The 21,198-nt window shown below is 61.9% G+C and carries 18 protein-coding genes; 4 read left to right on the top strand and 14 right to left on the bottom strand.

Annotated elements, in window-relative coordinates:
• Positions 1 to 41: 41 nt before the first annotated feature.
• Genes AC0NIL_RS13460 through AC0NIL_RS13470 form a run of 3 tightly spaced genes read right to left on the bottom strand, consistent with a single transcriptional unit; the run spans position 42 to position 2,549 of the window.
• Complete coding sequence (locus tag AC0NIL_RS13460; protein WP_473572279.1) at positions 42 to 848, bottom strand: SDR family NAD(P)-dependent oxidoreductase; 807 nt, start codon at positions 846 to 848, stop codon at positions 42 to 44.
• Positions 841 to 1,653, bottom strand: coding sequence for a shikimate dehydrogenase family protein (locus AC0NIL_RS13465; RefSeq protein WP_013530407.1), 813 nt, complete (start codon positions 1,651 to 1,653; stop codon positions 841 to 843). Before AC0NIL_RS13465 ends, AC0NIL_RS13460 begins: the two co-directional genes overlap by 8 nt.
• A gap of 5 nt (positions 1,654 to 1,658) precedes the next feature.
• Positions 1,659 to 2,549, bottom strand: coding sequence for a 2-hydroxy-3-oxopropionate reductase (locus AC0NIL_RS13470; RefSeq protein WP_473572277.1), 891 nt, complete (start codon positions 2,547 to 2,549; stop codon positions 1,659 to 1,661).
• 118 nt (positions 2,550 to 2,667) lie between these two features.
• Here AC0NIL_RS13470 and AC0NIL_RS13475 point away from each other — a divergent pair, with 118 nt between their 5' ends.
• Complete coding sequence (locus AC0NIL_RS13475) at positions 2,668 to 3,432, top strand: HpcH/HpaI aldolase family protein (RefSeq protein ID WP_473572275.1); 765 nt, start codon at positions 2,668 to 2,670, stop codon at positions 3,430 to 3,432.
• A gap of 15 nt (positions 3,433 to 3,447) precedes the next feature.
• The gene (locus AC0NIL_RS13480) at positions 3,448 to 4,665 is read left to right on the top strand and encodes an NAD(P)/FAD-dependent oxidoreductase (protein WP_013530410.1); all 1,218 of its coding nucleotides are present in this window, start codon (positions 3,448 to 3,450) and stop codon (positions 4,663 to 4,665) included.
• A gap of 179 nt (positions 4,666 to 4,844) precedes the next feature.
• Here the strand turns inward: AC0NIL_RS13480 and AC0NIL_RS13485 are convergent, their stop codons facing one another.
• The 8 genes from AC0NIL_RS13485 to AC0NIL_RS13520 form a co-directional block, all read right to left on the bottom strand.
• A complete protein-coding gene (locus AC0NIL_RS13485; protein WP_063170307.1) occupies positions 4,845 to 5,576 on the bottom strand; it encodes an ABC transporter permease in 732 nt (243 codons plus the stop codon).
• Between the two features lie 5 nt (positions 5,577 to 5,581).
• Positions 5,582 to 6,289, bottom strand: a complete 708-nt coding sequence (locus AC0NIL_RS13490; RefSeq protein ID WP_063168719.1) for an ABC transporter permease — start codon at positions 6,287 to 6,289, stop codon at positions 5,582 to 5,584.
• Positions 6,290 to 6,366: 77 nt separating this feature from the next.
• On the bottom strand, positions 6,367 to 7,164 hold the full coding sequence (locus AC0NIL_RS13495) for a transporter substrate-binding domain-containing protein (protein ID WP_224674940.1): 798 nt from the start codon (positions 7,162 to 7,164) through the stop codon (positions 6,367 to 6,369).
• A gap of 71 nt (positions 7,165 to 7,235) precedes the next feature.
• Entirely contained in the window at positions 7,236 to 9,200 is a 1,965-nt protein-coding gene (locus AC0NIL_RS13500; RefSeq protein WP_473572452.1) for a DUF2817 domain-containing protein, read from the bottom strand.
• 67 nt (positions 9,201 to 9,267) lie between these two features.
• Positions 9,268 to 10,794, bottom strand: coding sequence for an FAD-binding oxidoreductase (locus AC0NIL_RS13505; RefSeq protein WP_473572273.1), 1,527 nt, complete (start codon positions 10,792 to 10,794; stop codon positions 9,268 to 9,270).
• Positions 10,791 to 11,912, bottom strand: coding sequence for an aminotransferase class I/II-fold pyridoxal phosphate-dependent enzyme (locus tag AC0NIL_RS13510; protein WP_473572271.1), 1,122 nt, complete (start codon positions 11,910 to 11,912; stop codon positions 10,791 to 10,793). The genes AC0NIL_RS13505 and AC0NIL_RS13510 overlap by 4 nt, the downstream gene beginning before the upstream one ends.
• 42 nt (positions 11,913 to 11,954) lie before the next feature.
• Complete coding sequence (locus AC0NIL_RS13515; RefSeq protein WP_473572270.1) at positions 11,955 to 13,082, bottom strand: 2Fe-2S iron-sulfur cluster-binding protein; 1,128 nt, start codon at positions 13,080 to 13,082, stop codon at positions 11,955 to 11,957.
• Entirely contained in the window at positions 13,079 to 14,119 is a 1,041-nt protein-coding gene (locus tag AC0NIL_RS13520; protein WP_013530418.1) for an aromatic ring-hydroxylating dioxygenase subunit alpha, read from the bottom strand. The genes AC0NIL_RS13515 and AC0NIL_RS13520 overlap by 4 nt, the downstream gene beginning before the upstream one ends.
• A gap of 122 nt (positions 14,120 to 14,241) precedes the next feature.
• Here AC0NIL_RS13520 and AC0NIL_RS13525 point away from each other — a divergent pair, with 122 nt between their 5' ends.
• Positions 14,242 to 15,159 carry a LysR substrate-binding domain-containing protein gene (locus tag AC0NIL_RS13525; RefSeq protein ID WP_013530419.1) on the top strand — a complete coding sequence of 306 codons (918 nt, stop codon included), beginning with the start codon at positions 14,242 to 14,244 and terminating at the stop codon, positions 15,157 to 15,159.
• 400 nt (positions 15,160 to 15,559) lie between these two features.
• Here AC0NIL_RS13525 and AC0NIL_RS13530 read toward each other — a convergent pair whose 3' ends face one another.
• Complete coding sequence (locus tag AC0NIL_RS13530; protein WP_127371106.1) at positions 15,560 to 16,957, bottom strand: YcaO-like family protein; 1,398 nt, start codon at positions 16,955 to 16,957, stop codon at positions 15,560 to 15,562.
• Positions 16,958 to 17,122: 165 nt separating this feature from the next.
• Here AC0NIL_RS13530 and AC0NIL_RS13535 point away from each other — a divergent pair, with 165 nt between their 5' ends.
• Positions 17,123 to 19,033, top strand: a complete 1,911-nt coding sequence (locus AC0NIL_RS13535) for a hypothetical protein (RefSeq protein ID WP_473572267.1) — start codon at positions 17,123 to 17,125, stop codon at positions 19,031 to 19,033.
• A 35-nt stretch (positions 19,034 to 19,068) separates the two neighbouring features.
• On the opposite strand, the gene AC0NIL_RS13540 is transcribed toward AC0NIL_RS13535, so the two are convergent.
• Both AC0NIL_RS13540 and AC0NIL_RS13545 read right to left on the bottom strand, forming a co-directional pair.
• The gene (locus AC0NIL_RS13540) at positions 19,069 to 19,470 is read right to left on the bottom strand and encodes a hypothetical protein (protein WP_013530422.1); all 402 of its coding nucleotides are present in this window, start codon (positions 19,468 to 19,470) and stop codon (positions 19,069 to 19,071) included.
• A gap of 54 nt (positions 19,471 to 19,524) precedes the next feature.
• Entirely contained in the window at positions 19,525 to 21,192 is a 1,668-nt protein-coding gene (locus AC0NIL_RS13545; protein WP_473572265.1) for a peroxidase family protein, read from the bottom strand.
• Between the last annotated feature and the right edge of the window lie 6 nt (positions 21,193 to 21,198).

Raw genomic sequence — 21,198 nt, forward strand, 5'->3', positions numbered from 1 at the left:
TCCGCCGGATGGGTCAGATTTCCGGCCTCCGCCGGATGGGCTCAGATTGCCGGCGTCTGGCGGATGGGGTTTCCCTGCAGATATTGTGCGTAGGGCGCCTGAATGAGCCAGCCGGCGTCGACGGGCAGGGTGACGCCGGTTATCGATGCGGCCCGGTCGGAGCAGAGGAACAGTGCGGCCTCGGCAACGTCGCGCGGCTCGACGAAGCGGCGCAGCGCGGTGGTCGCCTGGATGGCTTCGGGGTTGCGCTCACCCTTGGCGATCCTGGCTTTCAGCCCGTCCGAAAGCGTGTAGCCGGGTGCCACCGCATTGACGCGTACGCCGTGCGGACCGAGCTCGGCGGCCAGGATCTGGGTCAAGGCCAGGACGGCATGCTTTCCGGGCGTGTAGGCGGGCAGGGACAGCGGCGCGAAGGAGGCAAGCGAGCCGACGTTCAGGATCGCGCCTCGCCCGGCAGCCGACATCAGCCGGCCGAACACCTGGCAACCCAGCAAGGTGCCGCGATAGTTCACTCGCCACATCCTCTCGTCTTCGTCCAGATCCTGGTCGAGGACGTGCTTGCCACTCTGCAGGATGCCGGCGCAATTGACGACGACGTGCGGGGCACCGAACGCGTCGCAGACGGCCTGCGCCAGCGCTTCCACCGAGCCGGATTCGGAGACATCGGTCTGGACAAACAGCGCGCGCGGTGCGCCGACCGCCGCGCAGGCGCCAACCGCCTCATCGCCCCGTGCCGCATCCCTGCCGGCGACCACCAGATGGTAGCCGTCCTCGGCGAAGCGCAGCGCTATCGCGCGTCCGATGCCGGAAGTGCCGCCGATGACGACGGCCGTCAATGTCTCAGCCATTGCCGCGACCTTTGCCTTCGATGTCGAAGAATTCGGACATGGCCCGGACCTGGAAATCCATCATCGGGCGCCCCGGCTGAATGCGGCAGCCAATCTCTTTCGCCGCCTTTAGCAGGGGGGTCTCGGCGGGCTCCATGATGATGTCGACGACCGTCATGTCCGGGGTCAGCCGGCTCACATCCAGCGGCAGCGGGTCGCCGGCGTGCATGCCGACCGGCGTGGCGTTGATCGCCATATGCATGCCGGAAGGCTCGGCCTCTCCAACCTGGATGCGGCATTTCGGGAAGACCTGCGCGACCAGCGCCGCCAGTTTTTCGGCGCGACCGGTATCGATGTCGGCCAAGCGGATTTCCTCGGCACCGGCTTCGGCGAGACAATAGGCCAGGGACGCGCCGGCGCCGCCGGCGCCGACCTGAAGGATGCGGCGGCCGGCAATCTCATGTCCGCCTGCCTTGAGGCCATCGATAAAGCCGACGCCGTCGAAATTGTCGGCGTACCAGCTGCCATCGGGCAGCCGGCGCACGGAATTGGCGCTCTGCACCCTCGCGGCGCGGTCGTGAGCGGCGGTGCATTTGTGATAGACCGCAACCTTGTACGGCACCGAGATGATCACGCCCCTGATATTCTCGGCTGCCGTAATGCCAGCCCAGAAGGCCTCGAAATCCTCCGGGCGGCAGCTCAAGGGCACCATGAGGCTGTCGAGGCCCTTCTGCTCGAAGATCTCGTTGAATATGCCGGGGCTCTTGGCATGGGCCACGGGATGGGCCAGCATCACGAAGATCTCGGCCTTGCCGGTTCCGCGCATCGGTTTTACTCCTTTTCTTTTGACAGTTCGTGGCCGCTGAGGATCTCCAGCGCCTGGACGAGGGACGAGTGGTCGGCCTCCGCGCCGCCTGGTCGGGCTGAGCAGGCGCTCATCAGTTGTTGCGCCATAGCGGTGTTCGGCAGCGAGACGCCAAGCGCGCGGGCGCTTTCGAGCGCGAGGTTGAGATCCTTCTGGTGAAGCCGCATGCGAAAGCCCGGGGCGAAGGCCCGGGCGATCATGCGCTCGCCATGCACCTCCAGCACGCGGGACGAGGCAAAGCCGCCCATCAGCGCGGCGCGCACCTTTGCCGGGTCGCAACCGGCCTTGCTGGCAAAGACGAGCGCTTCCGCCACGGCCTCTATGTTGAGCGCGACGATGATCTGATTTGCGATCTTGCAGGTCTGGCCGGCGCCATTGTGCTCGCCGATCAAGGTGATGTTCTTGCCCAGCGTCCGAAAGATCGGCAGCGCGCGCTCGAACTCTGCGGTCGGCCCGCCGACCATGATGGTGAGGCTCGCCGCCTTGGCGCCGACCTCACCGCCCGAGACCGGGGCGTCGAGGTAGCCGGCTCCCGCTTGCCGCAGTTTCGCTGCGAATTCCGCAGTGGCGATAGGGCTGATCGAGCTCATGTCGATGACCAGCTTATCGGCCGACAGCCCCTCCAGGACGCCGTTTCCTCCAAGCAGGACACGCTCCACATCTGGCGTGTCGGGCAGCATGGTCACGATGATCTCGGACATCCGCGCCACATCGCCAGGAGAGGCGACGACCGATGCCCTAAGGTCCTTCGGCAGAGGGGAGCGGTTCAGGACCGTGAAGATCTCATATCCCGCGTCGACGAGATGGTGCGCCATCGGTGCTCCCATCACACCGAGCCCGATGAACCCGATCTTCATTCTTGAACCCCTGTACGAAGGTTGGTGCGTATTACATCTTGCAGCAAATTATTGCCGTATGATATAGGACATCATACAAATTTCAACGTCCTTTCGCTCATCGGAGACCGACCGCAAAATGCAAGAGCGCCTCAACACGCTGAAGGCTGCCGTGTCGGCCGGCCGGGCCCATATCGGCATCTGGTGCTCGCTGGCTTCGGCCCTGACGACGGAAATTGTCGCGGGCTCCGGCGCCGGCTGGCTGCTGATCGATGGCGAGCATAGCCCCAATCATCTGCGCAGCATCATGGCCCAGTTGCAGGTCATGGGCGGCTTCGACAGCGAGGCCGTCGTCAGGCTGCCTTCCGACGATCCCAATCTGATCAAGCAGGCCCTGGATATCGGTGCGCGCAGCCTGATGATCCCCAATGTGCAGACGGCCGATCAGGCCCGCGCCATTGTCGCGGCTATGACATATGCGCCTGGTGGATTTCGCGGCTTCTCGGCCGGTCACCGTGCCAACGGCTTCGGTCGCATCGCCGGTTACCACGCCAAGGCGCGTGAGCAGCAGCTTCTCGCGGTACAGATCGAGGATGAATTGGGCGTCGCCAATGCCGCGGAAATTGCGGCAGTGGACAGCGTCGACGTTCTCTTCGTCGGGCCCGGCGACCTTTCCACCAATATGGGTGCGATGGGTAATCCCGGGGCCGCACACGTTCAAGAAGCGATCGCCTCGGTGCGCAAGGCGGCAACGGCGGCAGGCAAGGCCAGCGGGATCCTGGCTCCCGCAAAGACCGATGCCGACCGCTACCTCGCCGACGGCTTCACCATGGTTGCCGTTGGTTCCGACCTCGGCCTGCTGGCGCGGGGCTCGGATGCCTTGGTCGCTTCGTTCAATCAGTAGACCGGAGATACAGCCATGCCGATCCCCCGGTACAAAGCGCCGTCACGCACCGCCTACGACATCGTCATCGTCGGCGGCGCCGTCATCGGTTCGTCCACGGCCTACTGGCTGAGCCAGGCGCTGGGCAGCGGCGCCTCGATCCTCGTCGTCGAACGCGACTCGAGCTACGAATTCTCGTCGACGGCGCTCTCCACCAGTGCGATCCGGCAGCAATATTCCAATCCGATCAATGTGAAGATCAGCCAGTTCGGCATCGAGATCATCCGCGGATTTCAGGAGCGTATGGCACCTTTCTACAAGGACGAACCGGCGCCCGACCTCGGCTTCAAGGAGCATGGGTACCTTTACTGCTGTTCACCCGACGGCGTCAAAGCGGCCCGCGAGCGCGTCGATCTGCAACGCAGTTTTGGGGCCCACACGGTGTTTCTTGAGCCGGGCCCGCTGAAGGATCGCTTCCCCTGGCTCAATGTGGAGGATCTCGGTGGCGGTTCCTGGGGGGCCAGGGAAGAGGGCTGGTTCGATTCCGTGGGGCTGATGAACGGTTTCCGCCGCGCAGCCCGCGCCAGCGGCGTCGAGTATATCGACAATGCCGTGACAGGGCTGGACATCGCCGATGGGCGGGTCATCTCGGTGCGCCTCGCGACCGGACAGACGGTTGCCTGCGGAACATTGGTCAACGCCGCGGGCCCGCGCGCTCAGCAGGTGGCCGCCATGGCCGGCCTGTCGATCCCGGTCGCGCCCTACAAGCGCTACAGCTTCGTCTTCGCCAGCGCCAACCCGATCCCCGGCCGGATGCCCAATGTCATCGACCTTTCCGGAACATTCGTGCGTCCCGAAGGCGAGCTTTTTCTCACCGGCAACACGCCGCAAGGCGACGGACCGGCCGGCTACGACGACTTTGAAATGCACCATGAAGAGTTCGACGACTACATCTGGCCGGCACTCTGGCACCGCATTCCGTCTTTCGACGCACTCAAGGTCCAGACCAGTTGGACCGGCCACTACGAGTACAACATGCTCGACCACAACGGCATCGTCGGCTTCCACCCGCAGGTGACCAATTTCATGTTTGCCAACGGCTTCTCGGGGCACGGGCTGCAACAGTCGCCAGCCGTGGGCCGGGCCGTTTCAGAACTTATCGTTCACGGGGCTTTCCAGACGCTCGATCTTTCGCCGTTCTGTTACGAGCGCATAGATCGCAACGAGCCGTTTCTCGAGGAAGCAGTGATCTAAAGCGAGACGATCGGTCCCCCATTTTATCTCGGGCATTCAGCGTCCAATGAAATTGCATCTTAGTCAGAGACGTCGTGAAAACTACTCGCTTCTCGCCGGGCCTGTTTCCAACGACTGACGAGTAGCCACTCGACTGTCAGTGACAATTGGTTTGGGATCGCTCTATCTTAGCAGGGGCGTCACGAACCCACGGTCGATCGATTTGGTTGCGGCGCTGCCAGATCTCGGCCAGAGGAGGCCTCGTGGCGCATGAGGAAACGCTCTATGGCGCGGATGATGGCGATCAACAGCAGATTGATCACAAGGTAGAGCACGCCGGCAATGGCGAAGATCTCGAAGATTGCGAAGGTCTGGCTCATCAGCCGCTTGGCGTAGCCGGTGATCTCGAGCACCGTGATCGTCGAGGCAAGGCTGGTCCCCTTGACGACCAGGATGAGCTCATTGCCATAGGCCGGCAGCGCCTGGCGGATGGCGAGCGGAAACTCGATGCGCCGGAACCGCAGCATGCGCGACATGCCGCATGCCTGCGCCGCTTCGACGAGGCCAACCGGAACCGACATCAATCCGCCGCGCAGGATCTCCGACGTGTAGGCAGCCGTGTTCAGCGCAAGCGCCAGCACGGCGCAGCGCGCGCCGTCGCTGATCAACCACCACAAAGCTGCGTTGTCCTTGATCGAGGAAAGTTGGCCAAGCCCGTAATAGAACAGGAAAATCTGCACCAGCAGTGGCGTCCCGCGAAAGACATTGGAATAATATTTGGCAAAGCCTGACAGGAAGCGGTTCGACGACAGTCGCATCAGCGCCAAACCGAGGCCCAGATTGAAGCCGATCAGCACCGAGACGAACGTTAGTGCCGCTGTGACCCACAGGCCCTTGAGCAGGACGGGAACCGCTAGCTGGATGAGATCCATCATAACTACTTTCTCGTCCTCACCCTGAGCAGGCGTTCGATGCCGTCGAACCCGGCCTGGCTGACGAGCGTAATGGCCAGATAAACCACAGCCGCGATCAGGTAGAAGATGAACGGGTGGCGGGTGGAATTGGCGCCAATGAAAGAAATGCGCATCAGCTCCTGAAGGCCGACCACCGAGACCAGGGCCGTGTCCTTGATCGTGGTCTGCCAGACGTTGTTGATTCCGGGAACCGCGATGCGCAGCATCTGCGGCGCGATGATGCGGCGAAAGATCCGGCCGCCCGATAGCCCGAGCGCGCGCGCGGCCTCGATATGCCCATTGGGGATCGCGCCCAGGGCCCCGCGCACGACCTCGGTCGAATAGGCGCCGGAGATCGCGCCGATGGCGATGACCGCGATGACGAACGCATAGCCGCTCTCCGCGACCCCGGCATAGCCGAAAGCGGTCACGACCTTGGTCACGAATTCAACCGAACTGAAAAACAGGAGGTAGATGATGAGCAGCTCGGGCACGCCGCGCACCAGCGAGGTATAGGCATCAACGAGCAGCGAGAGCGGAAATATCCGGGCCCATTTGATCAAGCCGCAGACAATGCCGATCACCAGCCCGGCCGCCATGCTGACGAGACCCACCAGGATCGTTATCGACGCGCCACGCAGGATGGCGGTCACCCAACCCGCTTCCCAAACCTGCCAGAGACCGAATTCCATCTGAGTTGCCCTAGTCTTGTCGTGCCAGCGAAGCGCATGCGCCCGGCGCTCCGGGCGCATGCGAGGGTTCCAAGGCGTTATTTGCAGGGCCGGGAAATGTCCGTCTTGAACCATTTCTCGCTTGCCTTGCCGACCGAGCCGTCCGCGATCAGCTCGCAAAGCGCCTTGTCGATCTTGGCCTTGAGTTCGGTGTTGTCCTGCGCGATACCGACGCCGATGCCTTCGCCAAGCGTCGGGTCGTATGTGCTCTTGATCTCAACACCGACCAGTTGGAAGTTCTTGCCGTCAGGCTTGTCCAGAAAATCCTGCAAGGCGGATTGATCGGCGAAAGCCGTGTCGATACGGCCGCTCGCCAGGTCGATCTGCATCTGGTCAAGCGTGTCGTAGGTTTTCAGGTCGGCATTCGGTGCACGCTTCTCGAGGAAATGCGCGTGGGTCGTGCCAGCCTGCACGCCGACCTTCTTGCCGTCGAGCGACTTCAGCAGCGTGTCGACGTCGGTGATCGCGGCCAGATCAGAACCCTTGGCCGCTACGAACATGTTGGCCAGTTCGGCATAGCCGACGCTGAAATTGATCTCCTTCTTGCGATCGGCGGTGATCGACATGCCCGAGATGATGACGTCGAAGCGCTTGGCCTTCAGCGCCGGGATCAACCCGTCGAACGCCTGCACGACAAAATGGCAGGTCACCGCGAGTTTGGTGCACAGCAACGCGCCGACATCGGCGTCGAAACCGGTGACGTTGCCACTGGCGTCGGACATGCTCCATGGCGGGTAGGCGCCTTCCGTTCCGATGGACAACTCGCCTTCGGCCGCCAATGCGCTTCCCATGCTTCCCGCGAGACATGCGAGCAGCGTCAAGACTTTCAGTTTCATATCAGTTCCCCTTGTTGTTGGTCTTCATTGCCGTTGTCCGGTACGAACCGGACGCTTCGAGAATGCTTCCCTCACAGTGTCCGTGCCAGGAATTGGCGCAGACGCTCCGAGCGCGGGTTGCCGAACAGCTCCGCGGGCGCACCCTCTTCCTCCACCTTTCCCTGGTGGAGAAACAGAACCTTGTGGGAGACCTCGCGCGCGAACTGCATCTCGTGCGTTACGAGGATCATGGTGTTGCCTTCCTCCGCCAGTTGACGGATCACGCGCAGCACCTCGCCGACCAACTCGGGATCGAGCGCCGATGTCGGTTCGTCGAAGAGGATGACTTTGGGACGCATCGCGAGCGTTCGGGCGATCGCGGCGCGTTGCTGCTGGCCGCCTGATAACTGGCCCGGATAATGAGCGTGCTTGTCGGCGAGCCCGACCTTCTTCAACAAGGCGTGCGCATGTTCGATGGCCTTCTCGCGGGGCTCCTTCAAGACGTGCCGGGGCGCTTCGATGATGTTCTCCGCCACCGTCATGTGCGGCCACAGATTGAAGTTCTGGAACACCATGCCGACGCGGGCGCGGATGCGTTCGACCTGCGCCATATCGGCTGGCCCAAGACGGCCGCTCGACAGCGGCTTCATCTTGATCACCTCGCCATTGATGGCGACCTTGCCGCCATCCGGCTGCTCCAGAAGATTGATGCAACGCAGGAACGTGCTCTTGCCCGAGCCCGACGAGCCGATCATGGAAATGACCTCACCGGCATGGGCGGTGAGATTGACGCCCTTCAACACCAAAAGCGAGCCGAAGCTCTTGTGAAGCTCGTCGATCTGCACGGCCGGCGTGGTGATCTTTGCCTTATCAGCGGGCGCCGGATCGGCCGCGACGGCAGGAAGGGTTGGCGGCGTCTGTTCGCTGCTGGTGTCCTGGGTTATCTCGACGGTTCGCAGGTCCGCCAGCGCACGATCGAAATAGCGCAGGCTGCTGGACAGGCAGGTGCGTTGCCAGTCTGGGTCATCCGGGATGAAGGCGCAACGCAGAGTGTCGCGGATCCGCTTGCCCAACGGCGAATCGAGCTTGCCGAACAGATGCAGCCAGTTGTCGGCCTGGACCGCTTCCATGACAGCCGGCCCATCCAACGTGCCGCATTCAACGACAAGCGGCAGCACGCGCGCGTTCGGCATCGCCTTGCGGACGGCATCGGAGACATAGCCGGTCGCCGTTGCCGTGATGCCGGTATCGGTCTTGGCGCCCTGGCCTGTCAGGACTGTCGCCAGCGCCGGCCCGAAGATGGATTTGCCCCAGGCAAGGCCGTCATGCTCGGAACTCGCCACAGAAAGCAGAGCCGGATAACCGTAAGGCCCGGCGCCGGTATGCAGGTCGAAGACGATGGCCTGGCGCGCCGCGCCGGCAAAGGTCTTCAGAATTTCGTTCAAGGTGCGGTTCGACCAGACCGGGCCGCCACCGCCGTAGAACATGCCGTCGGCGAACTCATACTGGCCGGCTTCGACGATCGCCGCCAGCCCGGCATGCCCAAGCCTTTTGCGCGCCACGGCGAGCTTCTCGTCGGCCGCTATGCGGTCCGGTCCCTCCCACTCGCGATACGCCATGGCGTCGTGCAGGCCGGCATAACCGTTGTTGACGGGAGCACTTGAAGACCAGTCGATGAAGTTGCGGTTGAGGTCGACATTGTCCTCGTTGACGCGCCGCGACCAAGCCGTACCCCAGGGATTGATGAGGTGAATGGCAAGGATGGCTGTGTCGCCGGGCAGACGCCGCAGGTTCTTCCGGCCGAGCCAGGCGGTCTGGCAAGTCGAGCCGAACGGGCCCTCGACACCATGCGTACCGGAAATGAGCACGATCAGTTTGCGCGCATCGCGGCGGCCAAGCAGCGCCACATCCGTCGCCAGCGTCTCGCCATCGGGGCCGTTCAGCGGATGAACATATTCAGACAGTTCCGCGCCGGCCCGCTCGGCGGCTTCGCGAAATCTCCTGCGAAGGACGGCGAAATCACGGGCATAGGCGGGGGCTGGCTCATCATGGCGCATGGTCGATCCCACCGGATCGCTGGCGGTTGCGGTCAATCCGTTCATTCCCTGTCGTTCCACCGTGGGGCTATTCATCGTTGTGATCGCTCGTGTTCTGAGGTGGCAATCGGCGCTCATTGCCGGAAAGGAGCGGCCTGGAGGACCGGACAAACCAGGCGTCGGAGGGAAGCACCTTGTCGGGGTTCATGATCGACTGATCGTCCAGCGCTCGTTTCACCCGCTCCATCGCGGCGAGCTTCGTCGGGTCAACCGTCGCCAGCAGCGAATGGATGCGCTTGGACCCAACACCGTGCTCGGCGGAAAAAGAACCGCCAATCTCCCGCAGTTGTTGGTACAGGACGCTCTCGGCAGCCTCCGCTACGTCAGGCGCCAGCGGACCCTGACGGTTGAGGATGATATGCAGGTTTCCATCGGCCAGGTGACCGAATACATAGGGCGCCAGACCCGGTTCGATCGCTGCGAGCCGGGGCAGGATTCTGTTGAGATAGGCCGGAATTTCCGACAGAGGCACCGACACGTCGAAGGAAGGCGCTTGGGGATGGGCGCGATAGAGCACGCCGGTGTCTTCGCGCAACCGCCACAGGTCTTCCTCTTGCCGCCGCGAGCCGGCAATGATGCCGGTGGCTTCAGGATAGCGCTCCATCACTTCCGAATAGATACGCTCGAAATCTTCGCGCAGCGCCTCTTCGCGCGCGCCGCCAAGCGACAGCAGCAGGAACAGTGTCTGGTCGAGCGGCACGCTCGGTTCGGACCATTCATGCGCGGCTGCGGCCAGGCTGAAATACGAGGTCCACATCGCCTCCGCCGCGCGCAAAACTCCGGTATCCGATTCAAGCGCCAGATGAATGACTTGCAGCGCCGCTTCGACAGACGGCAGCCCGAAAAGCGCGGTGGCGGTGGCTCGGGGCGAAGGGTCGAGCTTGACGACCACGCGGGTCACGATTCCAAGCGTGCCCTCCGCACCGATGAAGAGATGCTTCAGATCGTAGCCGGCGGAATTCTTCACCACCCGCGTCAGATCGGAATAGACCGATCCGTCGGCCAGCACGGCCTCCAGGCCAAGGACGCGGTGGCGCATGACCCCGTTGCGAAAGGCCATCACGCCACCCGCATTCGTGGACACCATGCCGCCGATCGTCGCCGAGCCGCGCGCGGCAAGATCGATACCGGGCTCCAGCCGGTGCTCAAATGCGGCAGACTGCAAAGCTTCGAGGGTAACACCGGCACCGACGATCGCCACGCGCTCGACCGGATCGAGCCGCTCGATCCGGTTCATGCGTGCCAGGGAAAGAACGATGTCGCCCGGCCGCGAGACACTTCCGCCGACCAGGCCGGTCCGCCCGCCCTGCGGCACGATCGGAATCTCATTTTGACTGCAGATGCGCACCACCGCCGCGACCTCACCGGTCGATGAAGGCGCAACGACGATGCCGGCGGCGCAATCCGTCCCGTTCGAACCAAGGTCGATCGCCCCGGTATCATCACTGGTCCGCACATTCGAGGCGCCAACGACACGGCGGATCGCGTCGACAACCGACAACGGCACCGCTTGCTCGATCCAGTTCGTTTGCCTGGGAGACGCGTGGCCGCTCATCGCCCCGCCAATCCCTGAAGCGCCGTGATCAGCCGGTCGTTGTCGGCCGGCAAGCCGATGGTGGCGCGCAGATAGTGCTCGTAGCCGGTTTCGCGCCACGCCTTGACGATGATCCCCTGCTTCAGGAGACCGGCGGCAACGCTGGAGCTGTCGCCCTTGCAGTCGAAGAACAGGAAGTTTGTCTGCGACTGGGCAACCCGGAAACCAAGGCCCTCAAGTGCGGCGGCGGTGCGCACGCGCTCGGCTCTGACGCGGCCCGCCGACGCCTTCATCCAGCTTTCGTCGGCCAGTGCCGCAATAGCGGCGACCTGTGCTGCTGCATTGACGTTGAACGGCGTCTTGGCGGCCGCGATCACTCTTGCCAGTTCGAAGCCCGAACAAACGGCATAGCCAACGCGCAGCCCCGCCAGGCCATAAGCCTTCGAAAATGTGCGCAGCACGACATGGTCGATGCTGCTGTTGCGCAGGACCTCGATGCCGTCGGGCGCGCCGGGATCGGCGAATTCGAAATAGGCCTCGTCCAGGACAAGAAGCGTGCCGGGCCGCACGGCGCCGATCAGCCGTCGCAGGCCAGCGTGGTCGAGACCCGGCCCGACCGGATTCCACGGCGAGGATATGAAAACGATCCGTGGCCCAACGGCGATCGCCGCTTCGAGCGCGGCAAGATCGAACCCCATCTCGGGTGTCATCGCAATCTTGACGACATCGGCACCGGCAGCCAGCGGCTCTATCTCATGCAGCCCGAAGCTCGGCACCGTGGTGACGACCGAGGCGCCCGGCACCAGGACGGCGCGCGAGATGGCGGCGATCATCTCCTCGGAACCATTGCCGGCAACGATCATGCCAGGATCGATCGCCAGTTTTTCGCCAAGCGCCGCCCGCAGCGCCGTGCAGGCCGGGTCGGCATAGCGCCATGGCTCGAAGGATGAGGAGGCCAATGCGGCCATGACGGCGGGAGAACACCCATCCGGGTTCTCGTTGCTGGCCAGCCGGGCGACATCGTTGCGGCCACTCAGCGCCCGCGCCATCGCGATGTTCATGCCGGCATTGTAGGGCGGCAAGGCGGCGATATGCGGATTGAGCGGCAGGCTCGACGCTGGTTTGACCGACTGTTCCAAATCCCGACTTCCGTTTCCCCGCGCCCACGCGCGGCAATCTTGTCAAATATCGAGGACGACTGATCCGCGCGGCTTGGAGCAGCACAACAGCACTTCGCCGCTTCCAAGCTCGTCCAGCGGTTCCTCGAAATAGGCGATGTCGCCCGAGATCAGCCGCGACTTGCATGTGCCGCAGATGCCGGCCCGGCAGCTGAATTCCGGCAACAGACCTTGGTTCTCGGCGAAGTCGAGCAACGATACGGCCGAGCCATCCCAGACGGCCGTCAGGCCCGACTTCCGAAATTCCACGGTTGTCGCTTCCCCGGCCGGCTCGATCCTTGCCGGCTGCGCTGGAACCGCGGGAACTCGCACTGCATCGGGCTCAAGCAGCGTCGCCGGGCCGAAGAATTCGTAGGCAATGCGATAGCTTGGCGCGCCAAGCTCGCGCAGCATGACGTAGATCGCCTGCATGAACGGCGGCGGGCCACAGAGGTAGAAATCATAGTCATCGATCGGCAGCAGACGCTGCAGCACGTCCCGCGAAATCATGCCTTCGCTATGGAAGCGCTGCTCGGCCTTGTCGCGCTCGGACGGGTGCCGGTAGCAGAAGTGTGCGGTCAGGCCGGGACGGGTCGAGACCAGGCCGGTCACCTCATCGCGCAAGGCATGCACATCGCCGTTGTCGCAGGCGTGAATGAAGACGGCACGGCGGTCCGGCAACGAAGCCAACGCATGCAGCATCGACACCATCGGCGTCAGCCCGACGCCGCCGCTGAGCAGCACGACTGGACGGTTGCTGGCCTTGTCGAGCACGAAATCGCCGCGCGGCCCTTCCGCCTGAAGCACATCACCGACGTCGATACGGTCATGCAGGAAGCACGAGCTTATCCCATCGGGGAGCCCCGGCCCGGGTGCTGCCTCACGCTTCACACTGATCCGATAGGAAGCGCTGTCTGGGGAACAGGAGATACTGTAGTTGCGCAGCACATATCCCCTTTCGCCGGCGGCCTCCCGCGCTACCGGAATCCGGAACACCAGGAACTGGCCCGGCTGGAAGTCGCGCCAGTCCTGTGGATCGACCGGCTCGAGATGGAATGAAGTGATGAGGGCGCTTTCGCGCACCTTCGCGACCACTTTCAGGTCGCGAAATCCGCTTCTTGCGATGGTGTCGCGAGCGGTGAATGCATTCATTCGGCAGCTGCCAATTGCTGGCTCTCGCTGGCGATCAGCTTGGCCAGGTTCCGGCGAAAGCGCAGCGGTCCGACATCTATCTTCAGATCGAGATTGGGCGTGCGCTTGTTTGCCATGCCCTTGTGCACGGCATTGAGCACGGTGCGGTCCTCGTCGAAGGCGCCGCGCACAGAGGTGGCGAACTGGCGGGAAACCTCCAAATCGTCGGGGGCGAAATTGCGCATCTGGAACCAGTAATATTTCGTCTGGTTCTCATCGACCGGCGTCATGAAGTTGTAGCTGTCCATGAGGAACACGTCCTCGTGCAGCGGCTTGCCCTCGCCGCCGGTGCGGGCCGGCACGAAGATCGCCTTGATGATGGCGTTGGAGGGGTAGCGCACTTCGTAGTGCTGCTTGCGGTCGCAATTGCCTGAGAATTTGAGGAAAGGCGCATAGAAGGGCGCCGGCGCGGCATCGACCACCCAGCGCCACACGGTCACGCCGTCCGCGCCTACGGTGGTTTCGAGTGGCGCATCCTCCATCGCCTGAACGCCGCCGAAGGAGGACTGGTGGACCCAAGACACATGCGAGGGGTCGAGCAGGTTGTCGGTCATGTAGAGGTAGTTGCAATCGAGCGCCATGGACTCGCCGCGATTGACGCCCCATGCCGGATCGCCCCAGTGGTCGACCGCGAAAATCAGCGCGGGGTCGGCCTTTGCCGCTTCGCCCATCCATATCCACAGCAGCCCGTAACGTTCGGCGATCGGATAGGAACGAACGCATGCCACATGCGGTATCTTTTCAGCACCGGGCACGCGCGTACAGGTTCCGGTGCTGTCGAAGGTCAGCCCGTGATAGCCGCATTCGACAGTGTCGCCCTTGATGCGGCCCATGGACAGCGGCAGCTTGCGGTGGGGACAGGCATCCTCGAGCGCCGCCACCACGCCATCGGTCCGGCGGTAGAGGACAATATCCTCGCCAAGTATCCGGGTCGGCACCAGCCTGTCGGCGACCTCATGGTCCCATGCGGCAACGTACCAGCAGTTTCGAAGAAACATGGCGTCCTCCCGAGCTTGTGACGCCTAAACGAATATCTTGCGGGCCTGGGACGACATAGGGCTTGCATCTGCGTTCTATTTTAGAAAAACTAAATCAAGCTGACCCCAGGATCGTTGCCCAGGTGAAGAAGACGCCCCCACTGCGTGCGATACAGGCCTTCGAGGCTTTCGGGAGGCGTGGCAGTGTGACGGCGGCCGCCAACGAACTCGGCGTCTCCGTCGGCGCGGTCAGCCAGCAGATCCGCAAGGCCGAAGACGCCCTGGAGGCGCGGCTTTTGGAACGGCGCGGCAGGAGTGTCGCCCTTACCGCGCTGGGCCGCGTTTACCACGCAGCGGTTGCCGTCGGCTTCGAACACATTCGCGACGCCCAGGATCTCATCGAACAGGCCCGGTCCGCGGACACTTTGACCATCTCCTGCCTGCCGTCGTTGGCCAGCAAATGGATCGGCCCGCAGCTCCTGGATTGGCAGGTCGACCACCCCGGCGCGACCGTGCGGCTGGTGGGCGCCGAGACGGAGCCAAGGCTGGGCGCCGAACAAGTTGACTTCCGTATTTCGTACGGCACGAAATATCGTGATTTCGAGCACTACACCGAACTGTTCACCGACTGGGTGGTGCCGGCCTGCTCGCCGACGCTGCTGGCGAAACATCCGGTCGGCAAGCCCGCCGATATTCTCGATCTGCCGCTTCTCAGCATCGAATGGGCCCGCGATCACCGCTCGCCGCCGACATGGGCGGAATGGGCCGCAAGCATCGGCGCGGTGCACCGCAGAACATCCGGCGAAGTGGCCTTTTCCCTGTCGAGCGCGGCGATCGATGCGGCGGCCAACGGAAGGGGCTTTGTGCTGGCGCAACTGTCGATGGCTGCCGACGATATCGCGTCGGGCAGGCTCGTCGCCCCGTTCGACAAGCGGATCAGGCTGCCGGAACCTTATTTTTTGGCTTGGGATCGGGCCATTCTTGAGAAGCCTTTTGGTCCTGAGCTGCGAGCCTGGATTGTTTCGATTTCCAAGCGACTGGGCGCAACCTTAGCCGGATAGTCGAACACCGATCTGGAGACACAAGTTTGCATCTGCCGAGTTCGCGCGCACCAGCGTCTTAAGAGATCCAGACATTGGTCGGCGGTGTGCGGTCCCACGGATTGCTTCAGTTTGCCCTAGATATCTCGACAAAAGTCCGCTTTTTTCGCCCTTCTTGCACCGCTAGCCGTCGGGCGGCTTTGCGACCCAAAACAGCAGCGTTCGCGCCCTCAAGTCAACAGGGGTTCACTCAACTTCCCTGCTGTACGAGATCCCGGCGAACTCGGAGCCCCTGCTTGAGCAAATCCCGACGTACACGAAGTCCTGGCCCCGCCCACAATCGTAACGCCGGCTTCCTCATCAGCGTCCTGTAACCGGCGGCGGGTCTCCAACGTGACCGTGTCGTCATTGCCTGTAACAATTAGATCAAAAGTTTTCTGGCCTGCGAGAGGCGGCCTGCTGTTTTGCTCGAATCACTTGCGATGGAAGGTGCGGCGTTTCGGTGGCAGCCCCAGCGCGCTTTGAAATGGGATAATCCCTCGCAGATCGCCTTTGCAACGGGGATACCAATCTCGGATCGCGAAAGATCGGCGAACCAGACCTGCGAACCACAAACTTCGCCGATTTCATTCAGCAGGTCGGTGACGTTGCTTTCGCCAGCGCTTTCCAGGCCGTCGGCAGGCTTGCCGATGGCGAAACGAAAGTTGCGCACGTCAGCGAAACGCTTCCAGCGGGTCATCCGACAATCGTCATCGCTCATCGTTTTATTACGGGGCCGTTCTGCCCTTTCGGCATGGGCCTGCATTGCAGCTTCGGATTGTATCAATTCCAAAAACGCGGACCGGGCGGCAGCAACCATATCGAAGCTGCACCCGAAACCCACCGCCATATGCTCGCCACTGTCTTCGCAGCTGATCGCCGCCGTCACGATGGCCGTGCGGAAGGACGAGATATCGAGAAGCCAGAGCCTGCGTCCCGTTTCTTGGCGATGCTGCTGGATGTGAGACGCCAAGCCTTGGTCATCAAGCCGCGCGATATCCAGCCGCTTTCTCAGGGAGCCTCGGTGCCACCATATCCCTGTGGCGTCTCGTTCGACGAGTTCAAGCAAGGCGCGGGTTCTTGCATCGGCCCGCGTTGTGCCAGCGGCGCAACCATTGGTGTCGACGTTCAAGCTGCAATCGCCATATGCGACGTCACCAAAGCGGCCATAGCAGAGAAACGCCGGACAAAGCGCGACCCTATCGTCATGGAAGCTGCGAACGGACGCCCATAGCTGGGGATTGTTCAGATGATCCGTTGAAGGGATACTGTCCCAGCCACGCCACACTCTGTTGAGCCGATCGCGATGTCGGATCTGTTCCAGCGAAAAGCCCAATACCTGAATCGCATCGATCCTCATTCCATCGCCTGGAGAGCCGATGCGTGCTGACGCCGTGACGTCTTCGGCTCTGCAGGCCCAGCTGGAAATCTCCGCGGCCTCTCCGAGGCAAGACAGCACGGCCGTGCCGGCATCAAAGCCTTTGCCACTTGCTGTGAATCGTTTCTCATTCCCTTCGAATGGAGCAATGTTGGACATAGCCAGGAATCCACCCGGAACATCGAACACTTCAACGCCAATGTCGTAGCGTGTCGCGAAGTGCAAAAGGGGCAGCCCATTCTCGGGCGCAGCGACAAGGGTCGCAGCCAGATTCTCCAAAACATCCAAATCATCTTCACTCGACTGGCGGTCCCAGGTCGGGTCGTCTTGGTTCACCGTCATCGGCCGGTCGTGATGCATCAGCAGAGCAAGCGTTGTCCAATGCGACCCGCGCAACAGCATGTTGGCTCTTTCAATATCTTGGCTTCTGCTGTTTACGTAGGGTAAGCGGTGGGCGCCCGTTGGCGACCGAGACGATAGCCGGCGGAGTTGACAATTTCCACAGACGGTCTGGCGATTAGGCTAATCGGCGGTTTCGAGCTTCGCAAGGGCTCGGAGACGTTCTCGTTGGGCAAGCGGAAGGCCTGCGCGATTCTCGCCTATCTGTTACTGAGCGGCAGGTCACGCGAGACGCGCGGGCGACTGGCGGCATTGCTTTGGAGCGAGCAGGACGAGGAGCATGCGCGCGGATCACTGCGCCAGTGCATAAAGGATCTCCGACGCCTGGCAAGCGAGACCAGGCTTAATTACCTCGCGGTCGACAAGCTCGTCCTGGGAATCGATCCGACTGCAATCCATTCCGACATCGATGAGCTTGAACGTGCGCTCGACGACCGCAATTATGACGGTGCGCTGCTCCTGCTGGCCAAAGCCAGGGATGGACTTTGCGCCGGGTTGGACGATTGCGATCCTGTCTTCGACAACTGGCTGAGAATGCAGTCGACGATGATAACCGACAGGCTGGTGACACGGCTCGCAGCGTGGCTGGCGGCCGAGACAGACCCGAGACAGCGCAAATCCATCGCTGCGTGCATCCTGCAACTTGATCCGTTTTTCGACGATGCCGTGGTGGAGACCATTCGGAGGGTCTGTGAGGAAAGCGGTTATGCCCGCGCCCTAGCGTTCTTCGACCGCTACGCGGCCGAACTCAAAGCGGACATGGATCTGCGACCACCGGCAGAAATCCTCCACCTTCTAGAGGCGCTCAAGCCGGGCAACGACGGTGAAAAGCGGGCGGCTGACCCCGACCTTGCGCAAAGCGATCACGACAGCCGCATCCCAGGGAAGCCGACAATCGCCATCATCATTGCCAGGCGCGAAGCAGAGAACGAACACCTGCAATTTGCCTTGGCGACAGAGCTTCTGGCTTCGATTTCCCGATTTAGGCATTGGACAGCCGTGTCAACGGAGTTGCAAGCCGGTGAATTCTCACTGGATCAGATGCATCAGGCGGCAGGCGAACACGTGGATATCGGCGTCCTCATCCGTCTGATCGACACGGATGGACCAGCAGTATTCCAAATTACCTGCTATGACTTCCTGCAAGAAGAAGAAGCCTTCGTTCTCACCGTTCCGTCGGATCCGTCTTCCTGGCGCTCGGCCTTCAATGAAGTTTGCGCACGCTTTTCCGCGCGCCTGCAGATTGCCTTGTCCAGTGCCAGGCTGCATCGCATATCGCAAGCTTCCCCGAACCATTTCTCGGCCTATGATTGCTGGCTGGACGGACAGCGGCTTTCGATCATGTGGCGAAAGGACACCGAAGAAGCTGCCATCGCCCGCTACGAGGAAGCCATCCGGCTTGATCCCGATCTGTCCTGCGCCTATTCCAGCCTCGCTGCGGTGCTCAACTCGCGTTGGATCGTCGTTCCGGGTGCATCGTCGATCGAGCAGGATCTAAAGCGCGCATTCGAACTGGCCAAGCGTTCGGTCCTGCTCGACCCATTCGACCACCGCAACCAGGTAAATCTGGCCTGGAGCCACCTTCTGGCGCGACGCTGGGAGCTGGCCGATTTTCACTTCAGCCTTGCACATGAGCAAAATGCCGGGAACCCCGCGACGTTGATTGCCTACGCGCTGGCCAGCTCCTTCATGGGTGATCATCAACGGGCATCGGAGCTTTCGAAGCGCAGTTTCGACCTCAATCCCATGCCCGACGCTCACTATCATGGCTACCAGGCGACCATTGCCTTTCTCGCCAATGATCTGGAGGGGTGCGTGGCCGCTGCGGTCAAGAGCGATCAACTGTTCGCCGACATCCACGGCTGGTCGGCGGCGGCACTTGCGTTGCTGAAACGCAACCGCGAGGCCGGGGATGAGTTCAGACGTTTTCTACGCAACCTAACGGCGGCGTGGCAAGGGCCGGGTAGGCTTGACCGCGCTGTCGCCGTGGAGTGGTTCAAGACCGCTTTTCCGATCCGGTTACCAGTCGATCAGGAGAAGCTGGCCCGTGGCATCGAATTGGCAGCCCAGTCGGGCTGACACGGCCGAACCGTTGCTCGCAATTGCGCCGGGTTTCACTTGCAGCGTGACATCACGTAGTCGCCGAGGCGCTTATGATATGCGCTCAAACGGTTTTTCTTTATTTGATCGGGCGGGCCGGCGTTCGGGTCGAGATTGTAGTGATCGGGAAATGTATAGTCCTCACCGGGTCCATCCGCCGGCGCAATGGTGGCGATCGTTTGCTCGACGTCGCCGGTGAAAGGAAAGGCGATGTTCACGATCAGGTCTTGGTCGAAGTATGGTTGGATGGTGATCTCCTCCCAGGTTTTGTCCCTGGGCGTCATGAACCCACGCAGTAGGTCCTTCATCGCCTCCTGATCTCCACTTCTGAAGATCGCTTGCTTGGCCGGATCCTTGATCAGGTCTCGGATGAATTCGCCAAGCGCCTCGAACTGCACATCTTTGAACTTCACCATGTCCACTTCCCCCGCTAAACCAGATTGAGCACTGTAGCGCTGCCGTTATCAGCGCTATTGAAAACCCTGACTGCCGAGCAGGCCGCCAAGCACTTCATCCGATACCTTCGCAGTATCATTGAGATCGAGCAGTCCTGCCAGCGTTTTTGGCTCTACGTCCGGAATGAGCCTGCGAGAGGTGATATCCGTATCGGCAGCCTTGAACAGTGCGGATGCGATCGTGGCGGCCACCACATAGGAGCCAACTGGGCCAAGATGGCTGCCGTCATTACCAAGAACGGACGCCTCCTGGATGATATAGTAGGAGAGAGGTGTTTGCCTCAGGAACTCCGGGTACCGTTGCAAAGCGGTCCGAAGTCGGCCGGCGTTGTAGACGTAACGTTTGGCGCAGGCGGCCGTGGGAAGCATGTCATTGCCCGTCAGGACCGGCACATCGATACTGTTGTCGCCCAGGGCGGTCTTCACCGCACCGGCCACGTCCTGCCCGGATGGCAAACCAAGGTCGTAACAGCGCCAGCAATCCATGAAGGCAACCGGCCGGACTGTGCCGTTCAATTCCGCACTCAGGCCGGCAATCGTCAGTTCTTTCGACAGGAATGGTCCTATGCGCCGGGCACTTTGAGCTTTCGACGGGGTGTCGGTTGAGGCAAACCGGCTCCAGTCGACAATCCAGTTCTCGGGTATTGGAATCTCCCCACCCGGGCGCAGGCTGGAAAAGGACAGCATTTTGCGCAGATTGGCTGGTTCTTCGACCGACCTGTCGTTCACGACATAGAACTGCCGGACCATGGCGTGGGCAAAGCGCGACGCACCGAAGGTGAATTCCAAAGGCAGCGCATTGAAAGTTTCAAGTGCCGAGACTCCGGCGCCAAGAAAATCGTCACTGGCGAAAAAATGGTCCCATATTTCCGGAGCCAGAACTTTTCTCAGATAGTCGTTGATGATCACAGTGCGGTAAACCGAGGTCAGATAGATCCTGGCACGCTTGTAAGCTTCTGCTGGGTCGGTGCCGATGCCAAGCAGTAGATCCACGATCCTGTTGTGGATACCCATGAGTGTGCAGAGCAGTTGCGACAGGACAAGATTGTCGTCGTTTCGCGGATCCGCCACCAAGGGCCGATAAGGCGATCGCCGACCCTCGACACTGATAAACTTGCCCGAGAAGTCGATGCGCGGCAAATCACGGCCTTGCATGGTCTTACCGTCGACCGGAAGCATACTGCCTTTCATGCAAGGCAAGCCGATCGGAAAGCGGCAAGCCGACAGGTCCGCCCCATCCGCAACATCGTAGAGATGGGCGTCGACGATTGGCCCCCGCCCATAGAGCCCCGAAAGGTCAAGGCCTTGCGAGGACGCGTTCTTCAAATGATGGGTTTTGCCTGTCGGCTTGGGCAATCCGAATATTTGGCTGAAGACGATGTCATGGAACACGAATTGACCGAAATAGGTAAAGCCGGCTGGTGTAGGGCTGAGATCACTGCCTTCAAGTCCATCGGTCGGGCCGACCATTTCCGCCGTGATGTCCAGCAAGCCCGCCTTGGTGCGGTCGATGGCGCTCTCGTCTTCGGTTGCGTCAAACAAGGCGATCGGCATGTCCGCCAGGGACGGGAAGAGCCTGATGCCTCGCAAGGTCGGCTTGTCGTTGAGGCCGTCGTCTGAATTCTGGTTTGACCGGTTCGGTATGTTGGCGGCTTCGAAGGAGGACGTTTCGCCGTGGAGCATCGAAGT

The organism is Mesorhizobium sp. WSM1343 (assembly GCF_055901535.1).

What these genes read in the sequence shown, in the direction of transcription:
- AC0NIL_RS13460 (WP_473572279.1), bottom strand. Translation starts at nt 848, where the DNA reads ATGGCTGAGACATTGACGGCCGTCGTCATCGGCGGCACTTCCGGCATC.
- AC0NIL_RS13465 (WP_013530407.1), bottom strand. Translation starts at nt 1,653, where the DNA reads ATGCGCGGAACCGGCAAGGCCGAGATCTTCGTGATGCTGGCCCATCCC.
- AC0NIL_RS13470 (WP_473572277.1), bottom strand. Translation starts at nt 2,549, where the DNA reads ATGAAGATCGGGTTCATCGGGCTCGGTGTGATGGGAGCACCGATGGCG.
- AC0NIL_RS13475 (WP_473572275.1), top strand. Translation starts at nt 2,668, where the DNA reads ATGCAAGAGCGCCTCAACACGCTGAAGGCTGCCGTGTCGGCCGGCCGG.
- AC0NIL_RS13480 (WP_013530410.1), top strand. Translation starts at nt 3,448, where the DNA reads ATGCCGATCCCCCGGTACAAAGCGCCGTCACGCACCGCCTACGACATC.
- AC0NIL_RS13485 (WP_063170307.1), bottom strand. Translation starts at nt 5,576, where the DNA reads ATGGATCTCATCCAGCTAGCGGTTCCCGTCCTGCTCAAGGGCCTGTGG.
- AC0NIL_RS13490 (WP_063168719.1), bottom strand. Translation starts at nt 6,289, where the DNA reads ATGGAATTCGGTCTCTGGCAGGTTTGGGAAGCGGGTTGGGTGACCGCC.
- AC0NIL_RS13495 (WP_224674940.1), bottom strand. Translation starts at nt 7,164, where the DNA reads ATGAAACTGAAAGTCTTGACGCTGCTCGCATGTCTCGCGGGAAGCATG.
- AC0NIL_RS13500 (WP_473572452.1), bottom strand. Translation starts at nt 9,200, where the DNA reads ATGCGCCATGATGAGCCAGCCCCCGCCTATGCCCGTGATTTCGCCGTC.
- AC0NIL_RS13505 (WP_473572273.1), bottom strand. Translation starts at nt 10,794, where the DNA reads ATGAGCGGCCACGCGTCTCCCAGGCAAACGAACTGGATCGAGCAAGCG.
- AC0NIL_RS13515 (WP_473572270.1), bottom strand. Translation starts at nt 13,082, where the DNA reads ATGAATGCATTCACCGCTCGCGACACCATCGCAAGAAGCGGATTTCGC.
- AC0NIL_RS13520 (WP_013530418.1), bottom strand. Translation starts at nt 14,119, where the DNA reads ATGTTTCTTCGAAACTGCTGGTACGTTGCCGCATGGGACCATGAGGTC.
- AC0NIL_RS13530 (WP_127371106.1), bottom strand. Translation starts at nt 16,957, where the DNA reads ATGCTGTTGCGCGGGTCGCATTGGACAACGCTTGCTCTGCTGATGCAT.
- AC0NIL_RS13540 (WP_013530422.1), bottom strand. Translation starts at nt 19,470, where the DNA reads ATGGTGAAGTTCAAAGATGTGCAGTTCGAGGCGCTTGGCGAATTCATC.
- AC0NIL_RS13545 (WP_473572265.1), bottom strand. Translation starts at nt 21,192, where the DNA reads ATGCTCCACGGCGAAACGTCCTCCTTCGAAGCCGCCAACATACCGAAC.